At 72.9% G+C, this 14,213-nt stretch carries 11 protein-coding genes; 9 read left to right on the top strand and 2 right to left on the bottom strand.

Annotated features, from left to right (window positions below):
* Positions 1–51 precede the first annotated feature (51 nt).
* The 5 genes from ACQUQD_RS37790 (at position 52) to ACQUQD_RS37810 (ending at position 4,688) form a co-directional block, all read left to right on the top strand.
* The gene (locus ACQUQD_RS37790) at positions 52–1,017 is read left to right on the top strand and encodes a Zn-ribbon domain-containing OB-fold protein (protein WP_428956730.1); all 966 of its coding nucleotides are present in this window, start codon (positions 52–54) and stop codon (positions 1,015–1,017) included.
* The gene (locus ACQUQD_RS37795; protein WP_428956731.1) at positions 1,018–2,082 is read left to right on the top strand and encodes a thiolase domain-containing protein; all 1,065 of its coding nucleotides are present in this window, start codon (positions 1,018–1,020) and stop codon (positions 2,080–2,082) included.
* Complete coding sequence (locus tag ACQUQD_RS37800) at positions 2,079–3,254, top strand: thiolase domain-containing protein (RefSeq protein ID WP_428956732.1); 1,176 nt, start codon at positions 2,079–2,081, stop codon at positions 3,252–3,254. Before ACQUQD_RS37795 ends, ACQUQD_RS37800 begins: the two co-directional genes overlap by 4 nt.
* 95 nt (positions 3,255–3,349) lie before the next feature.
* On the top strand, positions 3,350–3,592 hold the full coding sequence (locus ACQUQD_RS37805; RefSeq protein ID WP_428956733.1) for a DUF397 domain-containing protein: 243 nt from the start codon (positions 3,350–3,352) through the stop codon (positions 3,590–3,592).
* Positions 3,593–3,773: 181 nt separating this feature from the next.
* Positions 3,774–4,688, top strand: a complete 915-nt coding sequence (locus ACQUQD_RS37810; protein ID WP_428956734.1) for a universal stress protein — start codon at positions 3,774–3,776, stop codon at positions 4,686–4,688.
* A gap of 28 nt (positions 4,689–4,716) precedes the next feature.
* Here the strand turns inward: ACQUQD_RS37810 and ACQUQD_RS37815 are convergent, their stop codons facing one another.
* Positions 4,717–5,439: a leucine-rich repeat domain-containing protein gene (locus ACQUQD_RS37815; protein WP_428956735.1), complete on the bottom strand. Its 723-nt coding sequence runs from the start codon at positions 5,437–5,439 to the stop codon at positions 4,717–4,719.
* A gap of 64 nt (positions 5,440–5,503) precedes the next feature.
* Here ACQUQD_RS37815 and ACQUQD_RS37820 point away from each other — a divergent pair, with 64 nt between their 5' ends.
* From ACQUQD_RS37820 to ACQUQD_RS37835, 4 genes are all read left to right on the top strand, one after another.
* A complete protein-coding gene (locus ACQUQD_RS37820) occupies positions 5,504–6,136 on the top strand; it encodes a CGNR zinc finger domain-containing protein (RefSeq protein WP_428956736.1) in 633 nt (210 codons plus the stop codon).
* Positions 6,137–6,236: 100 nt separating this feature from the next.
* A complete protein-coding gene (locus ACQUQD_RS37825; protein WP_428956737.1) occupies positions 6,237–9,119 on the top strand; it encodes a helix-turn-helix transcriptional regulator in 2,883 nt (960 codons plus the stop codon).
* Between the two features lie 58 nt (positions 9,120–9,177).
* Entirely contained in the window at positions 9,178–9,675 is a 498-nt protein-coding gene (locus ACQUQD_RS37830; protein WP_428956738.1) for a hypothetical protein, read from the top strand.
* Between the two features lie 255 nt (positions 9,676–9,930).
* The gene (locus ACQUQD_RS37835; RefSeq protein ID WP_428957753.1) at positions 9,931–12,153 is read left to right on the top strand and encodes a glycoside hydrolase family 95 protein; all 2,223 of its coding nucleotides are present in this window, start codon (positions 9,931–9,933) and stop codon (positions 12,151–12,153) included.
* Positions 12,154–12,230: 77 nt separating this feature from the next.
* Here the strand turns inward: ACQUQD_RS37835 and ACQUQD_RS37840 are convergent, their stop codons facing one another.
* Positions 12,231–14,210: an N-acetylmuramoyl-L-alanine amidase gene (locus ACQUQD_RS37840; protein ID WP_428956739.1), complete on the bottom strand. Its 1,980-nt coding sequence runs from the start codon at positions 14,208–14,210 to the stop codon at positions 12,231–12,233.
* Positions 14,211–14,213: the final 3 nt, after the last annotated feature.

The following is a 14,213-nucleotide window of genomic DNA, read 5'->3' on the forward strand; positions in this document are numbered from 1 at the left end:
CAGGCGGACGAGCCCCCGCCCCCAACCCCCTGCACGTCTGAAGGAGCCCAGATGACAACCACGCCCCGACCGGAGGTACTCCGCGCACCGTTGGTCGTGGAGTTCCCCTTCACCCGTTCCCTCGGACCCGTCCAGAGCGCCTTCCTCACCGGTCTGCGCGAGCGCACGGTCCTCGGCGTCCGCACCGCCGGCGGCAGCGTCCTCGTGCCGCCGGTCGAGTACGACCCCGTCACCGCCGACGAGATCCGCGACCTGGTCGAGGTGGGCACCTCCGGCACCGTCACCACGTGGGCCTGGAACCCCGAGCCCCGCCGCGGCCAGCCCCTCGACACGCCCTTCGCCTGGGTGCTGGTCAGGCTGGACGGCGCCGACGCCGCTGTGCTGCACGCCCTCGACGCCCCCGGCCCGGACGCCGTCCACACCGGTCAGCGCGTCCGCATCCGCTGGGCCGAGGAGCGGGTCGGCGCCATCACGGACATCGCCTGCTTCGAACCGGACGACGACAGCACCGCCGCAGACCCTCAAGTCGCCTCTCACACAGGGCAGTTCGAGGACCAGGTGACCGGTATCGTCGCGCAGGCCCGCCTCGACTACACCTACAGCCCGGGCGGCGCCCAGAGCCGGTACATCAACGCCCTCGCGGACAACCGCACCGTCGGCGAACGCTGCCCCTCCTGCCGCAAGGTCTACGTCCCGCCCCGCGGCGCCTGCCCCACCTGCGGCGTCGCCACCACCGAGCAGGTGGAGGTCGGCCCGGCCGGCACCGTCACCACGTACTGCATCGTCAACGTCAAGGCCAAGAACCTCGACATCGAACTGCCCTACGTCTACGCGCACATCGCGCTCGACGGCGCCGACCTCGCCCTGCACGGGCGCATCGCCGGGATCCCCTACGACCAGGTCCGGATGGGGCTGCGCGTCGAACCGGTGTGGAGCGAGGGCGGGCGCTACCCCGACCACTACCGGCCGACCGGCGAACCGGACGCCGACTACGACACGTACAAGGAGCTGATCTGAATGCGGCCGCCGATCCGGGACATCGCCGTCGTCGCCTTCGGGCAGACCGACCACCGGCGCACCACCGACGAACAGTCGGAGGTGGAGATGCTCATGCCCGTCCTGCACGACGTGCTCGACACCACGGGCCTGAAGACCAGTGACATCGGCTTCACCTGCTCGGGGTCGAGCGACTACCTCGCCGGGCGGGCCTTCTCCTTCACCATGGCGCTCGACGGCGTCGGCGCCTGGCCGCCGATCTCCGAGTCGCACGTGGAGATGGACGGCGCGTGGGCGCTGTACGAGGCGTGGACCAAGCTGCTGACCGGCGACGCCGACACCGCGCTCGTCTACTCCTACGGGAAGTCCTCACCCGGTTCGGTGCGCGACGTGCTGACCCGGCAGCTCGACCCGTACTACGTCGCCCCGCTGTGGCCCGACTCCGTCGCGCTCGCCGCGCTCCAGGCGCAGGCCCTGATCGACGCGGGCGAGACCGACGAGCCCGCCCTCGCCGGGGTCGCCGCCCGCAGCCGCCGGGCCGCCGGGGCCAACCCGCACGCCCAGGTGCGCGGCGCCGACGTGGCCCACGGTGACTACGTCGTGCATCCGCTGCGCACCGGGGACTGCCCGCCCATCGGGGACGGGGCCGCCGCCGTGATCCTCGCCGCGGGCGACCGGGCCAGGGAGCTGTGCGAGCGGCCCGCCTGGATCCGTGGCATCGACCACCGGATCGAGGCCCACTCCCTCGGCGTGCGCGACCTCACCGACTCGCCGTCGACACGGCTCGCCGCCGAGAACGCGGGTGCCTTCGAACGGCCCGCGGACACCGCCGAGCTGCACGCCCCGTTCACCTCGCAGGAAGTCGTCCTGCGCAAGGCGCTGCGGCTCGGCGAGGACGTCGCCGTCAACCCGTCGGGCGGCGCCCTCGCCGCCAACCCGATCATGGCCGCCGGACTGATCCGCATCGGCGAGGCCGCCGCCCGCATCCACCGCGGCGCCTCCCACCGGGCGTTCGCCCACGCCACGTCCGGGCCCTGCCTGCAGCAGAACCTGGTCGCCGTACTCGAAGGGGAGGACCAGCGATGAGCACCACAGCCAAGGAGCCCGTGGCCGTCGTCGGGATCGGGCAGACCAAGCACGTGGCGGCCCGTCGCGACGTGTCGATCGCCGGGCTCGTCCGCGAAGCGGCCCAAAAGGCACTCGAAGACGCCGAGTTGACGTGGGCGGACATCGACGCCGTCGTCATCGGCAAGGCGCCCGACTTCTTCGAGGGCGTCATGATGCCGGAGCTGTACCTCGCCGACGCGCTCGGTGCCGTCGGCAAACCGATGCTGCGCGTGCACACCGCCGGGTCCGTCGGCGGCTCGACCGCGCTCGTCGCCACCAACCTCATCGCGGGGCGCGTCCACGGCACGGTCCTCACCCTCGCCTTCGAAAAGCAGTCCGAGTCGAACGCGATGTGGGGTCTCTCCCTGCCCATCCCGTTCCAGCAGCCCCTGCTGGCCGGGGCCGGCGGCTTCTTCGCCCCGCACGTACGGGCCTACATGCGGCGCACGGGCGCGCCCGACAGCGTCGGATCCCTCGTCGCGTACAAGGACCGGCGCAACGCCCTGAAGAACCCCTACGCCCATCTCCACGAGCACGACATCACGCTGGAGAAGGTCCAGGCGTCGCCCATGCTCTGGGACCCCATCCGTTACTCCGAGACCTGCCCGTCCTCCGACGGCGCCTGCGCGATGATCCTCACCGACCGTGCGGGAGCGGCCCGTTCACCCCGCCCGCCGGCCTGGCTGCTCGGCGGCGCCATGCGCAGTGAGCCGACCCTCTTCGCGGGCAAGGACTTCGTGTCACCGCAGGCCGGCAAGGACTGCGCCGCCGACGTGTACCGGCAGGCGGGCATCGCCGACCCGCGCCGGGAGATCGACGCCGTCGAGATGTACGTGCCGTTCTCCTGGTACGAGCCGATGTGGCTGGAGAACCTGGGCTTCGCCGACGAAGGCGAGGGCTGGAAGCTCACCGAGTCGGGCGTGACCGAACTGGACGGCGACCTGCCCGTGAACATGTCGGGCGGCGTCCTGTCCACCAACCCCATCGGTGCCTCCGGCATGATCCGCTTCGCCGAAGCCGCCCTGCAAGTACGCGGCCAGGCCGGGGAGCACCAGGTCGACGGCGCCCGGAAGGTGCTCGGGCACGCCTACGGAGGCGGGTCGCAGTTCTTCGCCATGTGGCTCGTCGGTGCCGAGCCGCCCACCGGTTGATCGCCCGATGAACGATCGCCACCTTCGTGGCCTGTGCGGGGTCCGAACCGATCGCTAGGCTGGCGCACGGACGACGAACCGGGAGGAGCACGGACGTGGCCGAGAGCACCGTCGACCAGCACCCGCTCATGGGGTGGGACAAGCCGGACCTGGACCTGAGCGGGGCGGACTGGCGCTCCAGCAGCAGGGGTCTGGGCGATGTCCAGATCGCCTTCGTGGAGGGATTCATCGCGATGCGCAACAGCGGGAGCCCGGAGAGCCCCTCGCTGATCTTCACGCCGGACGAGTGGGGAGCGTTCGTCCTCGGTGCCCGCGAGGGCGAGTTCGACCTGACCTAGAGGTGCGCGGGAGGGGGCGGCGCACCTGGGGAGCCATGACGGACGCGCCGTTTTCCCGCCCGGTTTCCGACACGTGACCTTCGGCCCTGTCCTGTGGCTCTTGTGTGCGCGAGCCTGGCCACAGGAACAGCCGGTCAATGAGGGCACCGTCAGCGTGCCCGGTGTCGGAGGCGAACCACTCATGAGCACGCCGCAGCCCCTGCCCGTCGTCGCCGCGGTCGACGGGTCCGACGACAGCAAGCGCGCCCTGGAATGGGCGCTCGCCGAGGCGGCCCGACGCGGTGCCGACCTGCGCATCGTGCATGTGCGGCAGTACGCGCCCTACCTCCAGCCCGCCGTACTCGTCGCCGGGCCCGAGGAACCCGCCGGCGACTCCGTCGTCGGGGACGTACGCACGGCACTGGAGGGACGCGAGGGGCTGCCGCCCCTGGAGTTCATCAGCCGTGACGGGCTGCCCGCAGCGGTGCTGCCCGAGATGAGCGCCGAGGCCCAGCTCCTGGTGCTCGGCTCACGCGGCCGCGGCGGCTTCGCCAGCCTGCTGCTCGGCTCGAACGGGGTGGCCGCCGCCCGCGACGCGCTCTGCCCCGTCGTCGTGGTGCCGCCACCGGGCCGCGAGGTGCACGGCGACACCCCCGTGCCGCCCGGCCCGCGCGTCGTCGTCGGCCTGCAGACCGACGACCCGGACGAGACCACGCTGCGCTTCGCCTTCGAGCACGCCGCGCGGACGGGCGCCCGGCTGCAGATCGTCGCCGCCTACCCGTGGCCGGTCCTCGCCTGGTCCGCGTTCGGCGACTTCACGCCGACCACGGTGGACCAGGAGGCCGCCGAGCGGGAGACGCTGAATCTGGCCAACGACGCCGTCGCCGCCCAGCGGAAGTCTCACCCTGAGGTCGACGTCGAGCTGTACGTCGCGCCCGGCGACGCGGCGGGCCATCTCGTCGAGAACTCGCGGGAGGCCGACCTGGTCGTCGTCGGCCGTCACCGCCGCCGCCTCACCCGCCCCGCTCCCATGCTCGGCTCGGTCACCCACGCCGTACTGCTGCACGCGGCGAGCCCGGTCGCGGTCGTGCCGCCCGCCGGGCAGGACGAGGACTGAGCGGACGGGGGCTCGGACCACGGGAGGCTCAGCGCAGTACGACGCACCCGCGCCCGGTCAGCTCGTCGAGCAGGCCGGGCGCGACGCGTACGTCGTTCCAGCGCAGGTCGAGCTTCTCCAGCGCGGGCAGCCCGGCCACCCACGCGGGCAGGTCCCGCAGCCGGTTGCCGCGCAGATCGAGCCGGCGCAGCGAGGGCAGGTCGCGCAGCGCCTCCGGGACGGTGGCGAAGGCGTTGTCCCGGAGTTCCAGTTCCCGCAGTTCCCGCAGATGCCGGACCGACGCGGGCAGATCCGTGAGCCGGTTGCCGCGCAGCCACAATTCCCGCAGCGCGGCGAGCGCGCCGACGCTGTCGGGCAGCGCGGTCAGCCGGTTGTGCTGGGCGCGCAGTTCGACGAGGCCGGCCAGCGCGCCCAGTGTCGCGGGCAGTGACGTCAGCCGGTTCTCGCCCACGTTGAGATAGCCGAGCCGGTCGAGGGCGCCGAGCGTGTCGGGCAGCCCGGTGAGCCGGTTGTCGTGCAGATACAGGAACCGGGTCAGGCCGGTGAGGTCGCCGAGTCGCGTGGGCACCGAGGTCAGCCGGTTGTGGCCGAGGTCCAGGGTGTGCAGGCGCGTCAGGGTGCCGATGCGGTCGGGTACGTGCGTGAGCCGGTTGTCGGGCAGCAGCAGCACTTCGAGTGCGGGATGGCTCCACACCTCCTCCGGCACGGCCTCCAGACCCGCCCGCCAGTACGTGAGCGTGCCGTCCCGCATGGTCCCCTCCCGATGCACCCCACCGCCCGTGCTAATGGTTGACGGGGAACCTATCATTAGGGTCATGCGTGACATCAGCACGGCCGGCCCCGACGGCACCCGGCTCGTCCTCGACCTCGCCCTCACCATCCGGCACGACGGGAACGGCGGCGTGGCCGACGACCTCCTCGCGCCCGACGGCCTCACCGCATGGGTGCGCGCACACTCCGCCACGCTGCCCCTGGACCCGGACTTCACCGGCGACGAGGAGACCCTGCGACAGGTCCGTGAGGTGCGGGCCGCCGTGCGCGCCCTGTTCGCGCGCGCCGTCCGCCCGGGGGAGCCCAGCCCGGCCGACGCGCGCCGCCTGCTCCCCGTCCCCGAGGCCCTGACCCGCCTGAACACGGCGGCCGCACGCGTGCCCACCGTCCCCGTCCTGCACTGGCCCGACGGGGACGACGCCCCGAGCGTGCGGGAGACGGCCACCGCCGACGCACCCGGGGCCGACCTGCTCACCGCGGCGCTCGCCCGCGCGGCACTCACCTTCCTCACCGGCGCCGACCGGCAGCGGCTGCGCGCCTGCCACGCGCCGCGCTGCGTGCGGTACTTCCTCAAGGAACACCCGCGCCAGGAGTGGTGCAAGCCGTCCTGCGGGAACCGGGCCCGAGTGGCCCGTCACCACGAGCGGCACAACTCCCTGACGCAGAGCGCCACATGACACTCCTGCCGGAACTGTTCGGCGTAGGCTGACAGATCTGGAAACCGTGGCGCGCACCGGCTCCCCGCGCCGGCCGTACCGCCGCGGCTGGGGGTGCGCCATGGTTCAGCGCGGCAGCCGGGGCAGGCGGACGCTGCTTGAGCGCGACAGCGAGCTCGCCGCTGTCGACGAGGCACTCGGCGAGCTGGCCGGGCTGCGTCCCGCCGGCCTCGAGCCGCCCGACCGGCCGCACGGCGCACTGCTCGCCGTCGCCGCACGCGCCGGACTCGGCAAGACGACCCTGCTGGCCGAGGTGCGCAGGCGGGCCGCCGCCAAGGGCTGCACCGTCCTGTACGCACGCGGCGGCGAACAGGAACAGGGCGTCGCCTTCCACGTCGCACGCCAGCTCGTCCAGCCCCAGCTCGCCGGACTGCCCGAGACCGAACTCCGTGCCCGGCTGGGCAGTTGGTACGCCATCGTCGGCCCCGCGCTCGGCCTGTGCGCCGCCACCGACGGGGCGCCGCCCGACCCGCAGGGCCTGCGCGACGGCCTCGACTGGGTGCTCACCCACCTCGCCGTGCAGCGCGCCCCCATGGTCCTCGTCCTCGACGACGCCCACTGGGCCGACCCGGAGTCCCTGGGCTGGCTCGCCGCGTTCGCGCCCCGCGCCGAGGAGCTCCCGCTGCTGCTCGTCGTCGCCTACCGGCCCGAGGAGCTCCCCGACCATGCCGAGGCGCTGCGCGGTCTGCCGGGCCGCGCGGGTCGCCGGCCTCTCGGCCTCGAACCGCTCAGTGCGTCCGCCATCGCCCGGATGGTCCGCGAGTCCCTCGGCGCGCACGCCGACGACGCGTTCTGCCGCGAGTGCTGGGCCGTCACCGCCGGAAACCCCTTCGAGGCGGTCGAGTTGACCGCGAAGGTGCACGACCGCGGTCTCGCCCCGACGGAGAACGGGGCCCACCTGCTGCGCGACCTCGCCGCGGCCGTCAAGGGCAGCGGTCTCGTCGCCCGCCTCGAACGCCTCGGCGCCTCCACCGTTCGGTTCGCCTGGGCCTGCGCCGTCCTCGGGACCGAGATCTCCCCCGAACTCGCCTCCGCCGTCGCCGGGTTGGGCTCCGAGGAAGCCGCCGACGCCGCCGACCGGCTGCGTACGGCCCGCATCCTCACCGGGGTGGACACCCTCGAATTCGTCCATCCGCTCATCGCCACCGCCGTCTACCGCGCCATACCCGGCGGCGTCCGCGTCGCCCTGCACGGCCAGGCCGCATGGACCGTCGTCAACGCGGGGCTCGGCGCCTCGGCCGCCGCACGCCATCTCCTGGAGACCCACCCCGACGGCGACCCCTGGGTCGTGCAGCAACTGCGCGCGGCCGCACGCGAGACCGTCCGCGCGGGCGCCCCCGACGCCGCCCGCCGCTACCTGGCCCGCGCGCTGCGCGAACCCCCGCCCTTCGATGACCGGGCCGTCGTCCTCTACGAACTCGGCAGCGCCTCCCTGCTCACCGAACCCGCCACCACCGTGAACCATCTGCGCGCCGCGCTGGAAGAGCCCATCACCGACCCGGCGCTGCGCCACGGCATCGTCTACCGGCTCTCCCAAGTCCTCGCCCACAGCGACCGGCTGGCCGAGGCGTCCGAGATCCTCCGCCGCGAGATGCGCCGCACCACGGACTCCCGCGTCCGCCTGCGCATGCAGGCCGAACAGTTCATGTGGGACGCCTTCCGCGCCGACGAACCCGAGTCCCCGGCCCGCTCCCGGCGCCTGGCCGGACTCGCCGACCGGCTCACCGGCCGCGACCTCACCGAGCGCTACCTCATCGGGCTGCGCACCTGGGACGCCACCCTGCGCGGCGAACCCGTCGCCACCGTGATCCGGCACGCCGAACGCGCCCTGGCCGGCGGACTGCGCTGGGCCGCGGACGAGGACCGCGGCTTCGAGGTCCCCGTCCTCGTCGCCATGTCCTTCCTCTACGCCGACCGTCCCGGCCGCACCGAGGAACTCTTCGTCGAGGGCATCGCCGACTTCGAGCACGCGGGCTGGCGCGGCGCCCATCTCTCCTTCGCGTACACGATCCTCGGCTACGTCCGCTACCGGCGCGGACGCCTGGCCGAGGCCGAGGACTTCGCGCGCGCGGGCCTGCGCCTCGCCGAGCGCGTCGGACCCGGCACCCCGGCCCACTGGTACGCCGTCGGCACCCTCGTCGAGGTGCTCCTCGCCCGCGGCCGGGTCCCCGAGGCGCAGGCCGTGGCGGAGACGTACGCCTTCGGGGAGCCGTTCCCCGCCGCCGTCGTCTTCCCCGACGCGCAGACCGTCTACGGGGAACTGCTGCTCGCCCTCGGCCGCACCAAGGAAGCCGCCGTCGAGCTCGCCGCGGCCGGACGCCGGCTCGACCCCCGCGGCATGCGCAACCCCGCCTGGTGCCCCTGGCAGCTGCACCTCGCCCGCGCCGAGGCCCACGACGCTCCGGAGCGCGCCCTCGCCACCGCCCAGGACGCCGTCGAACGGGCCCGCCTCTTCGGGGCGCCGTCCGCCATCGGACAGGCCCTGCGCGCCGCCGCCGAGGTCTCCTCCGGCGCGCCGCGCGCCAAGCTCCTGGAGGAGTCGGTCGCCCACCTCGAACGCTCACCGGCGGGATACGAACTGGCCTGTTCGCTCGTCGCCCTCGGCACGGAACTGCGCCGCACGGGCCGCGCCAAGGAAGCCGCCGACCAGCTCTACCGCGGCCTGGACGCGGCGGTCACCTGCGGCGCGGACGGCCTCGTGGAGCGGGCCCGCGACGAACTCGCCGCCGCGGGGCTGCGGCCCCGCCCGCTGCGCGGCGCGGCGACGGACACCCTGACGGCGCGGGAGCGCGCGGTCGCCGGGTGCGCCGTGCGCGGACTGTGCCCGGCGGAGATCGCGAGAAAGCTGCGTCTCGACGAGCAGACCGTCGTGCGGCTCCTGTCGTCGGTGTACCGCAAGGTCGGCACCGACCCGACCGGCCTCGCCGCGGCCCTGGAGGAGTAGCCGGGTCCGCCAAACCCCGAGGCGGGCCGTCGCCCACCGGCGACGTACGATGGACAGCATGTCCTTCCTCCGCCGCCGCGCAGCGACCCCCGCGGGCCCCGACTTCGACGTCCTGGCCATGGATCCGGGCGACTGGCCGGGCAACCTCGGCGCGGGCCTGCTGCCCGCCCCCGACGGCAGCTGCCAGGGTGTGTTCCTGCGCTACGACCTGTTCGGCGGCCGTGGTCCCGCGATGATCATCGGCAATCTGCCCGAGGGCTCACCGGCCCGGGAGACCGCCGAGGGCGAGATCCCCTTCGAGGTCGCCCAGCTGCTGATCGCGCTGGAGAACGACGAGGAGGTCACGGTCACCGAGGTCGAGGACGTCCCGGTGATGCAGGGCGACAACCTCCTCATCGTGCGGCGCCTGAAGCTGTCCGAGACGCGCATCTCCTGCGTCCAGTTCGACCGCAGCGACAACGTGCTCGTGACGATCGCCTCCTGGGACCGTCCGATCACCGACGACCTGTACGCGCTGCTCAAGCCGCTGCCCGCGGAGCTGTTCCAGCAGAGCTGACACCGGCCGCCCGATCCGGAGCGTTCCCCCCCTTGTCGCAGAGTCATCGGACCTCTAGCGTCACGAGGCATGCCTTCTGGGAATCCTGAGCGCTCTGAGACAGACGGAACCGACGGCACCAACGTCATCAACGGCATCAAGCGAAGAACCACCGTCAAAGGTGCGGCCGTCGGCGCCGCCCTGCTCGCCACGGGTCTCGGTCCTTTCGCCGGATCGGCTGCTGCTGATCCGCAGGCCGAGCCCTCCGATGAATTGCTGCTCTGGTACAAGGCTCCCGCGTCGGACTGGGAGCGCGAGGCCCTGCCCATCGGCAGCGGCGCCCTCGGCGCGATGGTCTTCGGCACCCTCGCCTCGGAGCAGCTGCAGTTCAACGAGAAGACCCTGTGGACCGGCGGTCCCGGCGCGCAGGACGGCTACGACTTCGGCAACTGGCGCAGTCCGCGCCCCGACGCCCTCGCCGATGTGCAGGGAAGGCTCGACGCGGAGACGCAGCTCGACCCCGACACCGTCGCCGCCGAGCTCGGCCAGGCCCGCATCGGCTACGGCGCCCACCAGACCTTCGGGGACCTCCGCCTCGACATCCCCGGCGCCCCCGCCGGGACCCCGGCCGACTACCGGCGCGCCCTCGACCTGCGCACCGCCCTCGCCACGGTCGCGTACACGGACGGGGACACCGTCCACGGGCGGGAGTACTTCGCCTCCCACCCGGACTCCGTGCTCGCGGGCCGTCTCTTCGCCGACCGCCCCGGCTCCGTCACCTGCACCCTGCGCTACACCTCGCCCCGCACCGACTTCACGGCGACCGCGACCGGCGACCGCATCACCGTGAGGGGGCAACTCGCCGACAACGGGCTGACGTTCGAGGCGCAGGTCCGGGTCCGGCACACCGGCGGCACGCTCACCGCGACCGACGACGGCAGCCTCACCGTCACCGGCGCCGACAGCGTGTCCTTCGTCCTGGCCGCGGGGACGGACTACGCGGACACCTACCCCGCCTACCGCGGGCCCGACCCGAGCGCCGCGGTCACCGCCGCCGTCGACCGGGCCGCGGCGAAGAGCCACACGGCGCTGCGCGACCGGCACCTGCGCGACCACCGTGCGCTCTTCGACCGGGTCGCCCTCGACATCCGCCAGACGCCGCCCGCCGGCGTCCCCACCGACCAGCTCCTGGCGCGCTACACGGGCGGGACGACCCCCGCCGACCGCGCCCTGGAGGCACTCTTCTTCCAGTACGGTCGCTACCTGCTCATCGCGTCCTCCCGGGCCGGCTCGCTGCCCGCGAACCTGCAGGGCGTCTGGAACCAGTCGACGACGCCGCCCTGGTCCGCCGACTACCACGTCAACATCAACCTGCAGATGAACTACTGGCTCGCCGAAGCCGCCAACCTGCCGGAGACCACGGCCCCGTACGACCGCTTCGTGACGGCGCTACGGGCCCCCGGCGAACGCACGGCCAAGGAGATGTTCGGCTCACGCGGCTGGGTCGTGCACAACGAGACCAACCCGTACGGCTTCACGGGCGTGCACGACTGGTCGACCTCCTTCTGGTTCCCCGAGGCCGCCGCGTGGCTCACCGCGCAGCTCTACGAGCACTACCGCTTCGGCGGGTCCACCGCCTACCTGCGCACCACCGCGTACCCGTTGATGAAGTCCGCGGCCGAGTTCTGGATCGACAACCTGCGCACCGATCCACGCGACAACACCCTCGTCGTCACGCCGAGTTACTCCCCCGAGCACGGCGACTTCACGGCGGGCGCCGCCATGTCGCAGCAGATCGTCCACGACCTGCTCACCAACACCCTGGAAGCGGCGCGGACGCTGGGCGACTCGCCCGCCTTCCGCGATCAACTGGCCGACACCCTCGCCGAGTTGGATCCCGGGCTGCGCGTCGGATCCTGGGGGCAGCTCCAGGAGTGGAAGACCGACCTCGACAGCCCCACCGACGACCACCGGCACGTCTCGCACCTGTACGCCCTGCACCCCGGGCGGCAGATCGAGCCCGACAGCACCTGGGCCGACGCCGCGAAGGTGTCGCTGACCGCCCGCGGTGACGGCGGCACCGGCTGGTCCAAGGCCTGGAAGATCAATTTCTGGGCGCGGCTCCGCGACGGCGACCACGCGCACAAGATGCTCTCCGAACAGCTCAAGGCGTCCACCCTGCCGAATCTGTGGGACACGCACCCGCCGTTCCAGATCGACGGCAACTTCGGTGCCACGTCCGGCGTCGTGGAGATGCTGCTGCAGAGCCAGTTCGACGTGATCGAGGTGCTGCCGGCGCTCCCCGCGAGCTGGCCCGACGGATCAGTGCGCGGACTGCGGGCCCGCGGCGGCGCCACCGTCGACATCGACTGGCAGGGCGGCCGCGCCACCCGCATCGTCGTCACCGCCGCCCGCACCCGCGAACTGACCCTGCGCAGCACCCTGTTCGGGGAGAAGACCGTCAAGGCCGTGGCCGGACGCCGGTACGTCTTCGACTGACCGTGCCCCGCGCAGCCGTGGGGCCCGGGTCCGCCCCCACGCGGACCCGGGCCCCACCGCACCACCGGAAAGGCCGGCTACGACGCCGTGGACGGCGCCACCTGGACGTCCGCCGCCCGCACATAGGCGACCCGGTGCGCGAACTGGATCTCGTAGTACACGTCCTTGCCCTTGACGACCTTGTGCGTCGACGTGTCGAAGATGGGCGAGTAGAAGTACTCACCCGTCGTCCGCCCGCCGATCACATAGCGCTGCCCGGCCAGGAGCTTGTACGGCAGCGGCGAGACCGCCTGCGGCGTCATGCCCGCCGGATAGGCCGAGGCCTCCGGGTAGGCCCGCCCGTACACCGGGATCTCGCTCGCGCCCGCCTTGGGTGTGATCACAAGTCCCTTGGCGCCGAGGGCGGTCGGCTGCTTCGCCGGGTTCTTGAACCAGGCCTTCTGGCCGAGGTACCAGATCGCCGTCCAGTCGCCCTTGCGGTCGGCGACCGCGTACTGCTGGCCCGTCGAGACACGCGACGCCATGTCGTTCACGTCGATCGTGGAGTCCTGGCCGCCCGGCCGCAGACCGATGTCCTTGACGAGCGGGGCGTCCTCACTGGGCTCCGTGTACACGCGCACCGCGCTCGACCCGTGCGGCGCGCAGTCCTCACCGGCCTTGTCGCAGCCCGTGAAGCGCGGCTGGTTCTTCGCGAAGTCGGGCTTGATCGTGACGACCCCGGCGTTCGGACCCGCGGTGCGGTGGAACGGCTTGCCCATCAGTGCGAAGTAGTGCGCCCAGTCCCAGTACGGGCCGGGGTCCGTGTGCATCGACGGGATGGTCGACGTCGTCGGTCCCGGCACCGTGTCGTGGCCCAGGATGTGCTGCCGGTCCAGCGGGATGTCGTACTTCTTCGCCAGGTACGACACCAGGCGCGCCGACGACCGGTACATCTCCTCCGTGTACCAGGAGTCGGGCTGCGCGAGGAAGCCCTCGTGCTCCAGGCCGATCGACTTGGCGTTCACGTACCAGTTGCCCGCGTGCCAGCCGACGTCCTTCGCCTTGATCGACTGCACGACGTGCCCGTCGGTCGAGCGCAGCGAGTAGTGCCAGGCCAGATACGTCTTGTCCTGGACCAGCTTCAGCGTCTGCTCCCACGTCGCCTCCGTGTCGTGGATGACGATGTAGTCGATGCTCTGGTCCTTGGGGCGGTCCGCCAGGTCGTGATTGCCGTAGTCGCCGTCGCCGAACTCCTCGTACGGCGCCGGGATCCACTCGCACGACACGGTCCTCGGGCACTCGGTGTCGGACGTGTCCGCCTTGCGCAGGCCCATCTTCTGAAGCTGTGCGGCCCGCGGCTTCGCGTCCGCGTCGGCGGCGAGCGTCACGCTCTGGCCGGCGTCCGTGGTCCGCTGCTCGCCGTCGCGGATCACCGCGAACACGTCGTTGGCGTACGTCGCCGCGGTCGCCGTGTCGTCCGCGCCGGAGAACGTCGCGATGGCGCCGTACCAGTCGGCCGGGTCGTCGCTGAGCGGCTTGCCGAGCTTCCTCTGTGCGGCCGCGAGCAGGGCGGCGCCGCCGCGCACATTGGCCGCCGCGTCACTGCGCAGCTGCTCGGCCGGAATGCCGGAGAGCTCCGCGGCGCGCGGCAACGTCCGCAGCCGGGCCGGGAGTTGGCCCTCGGTCGGGACGGCCTCGGAGGCCTTGAGCGGGGCGCGGGAGTCGTCGCCGCGGGCGTCGCCCTCCGCGTGGCTGTGCGCCACGGTGTTCTCGATCGCGGTCCGCGCGTCGGTGAGGTGCATGGGGCCGTAGCCGCCGGTGACGCTCGGCGCGCCGTCGTGCGCGTCCCACCGGGACTGCAGGTACGAGACGCCGAGCAGCACGCTCTGCGGCACCTGGTACTCGGCCGCGGCCGAGGCGAACGCGCCCTGAAGCAGCGCCGAAGGGGCCGCTCCGGCGTCCTGGGGCGGGGCCGCGCCGAGCAGCGGCAGCAGCAGGGCCGCCGTGGCGAGCGTGCCCGCCGCCCGCACGCCCGCACGGGGGCGTCTGGCGGGGATGGAACGGGTGGACCGATGCAACGG

Origin of the sequence: Streptomyces sp. cg35, assembly GCF_050410835.1 — a bacterium.
GTDB lineage: Bacteria > Actinomycetota > Actinomycetes > Streptomycetales > Streptomycetaceae > Streptomyces.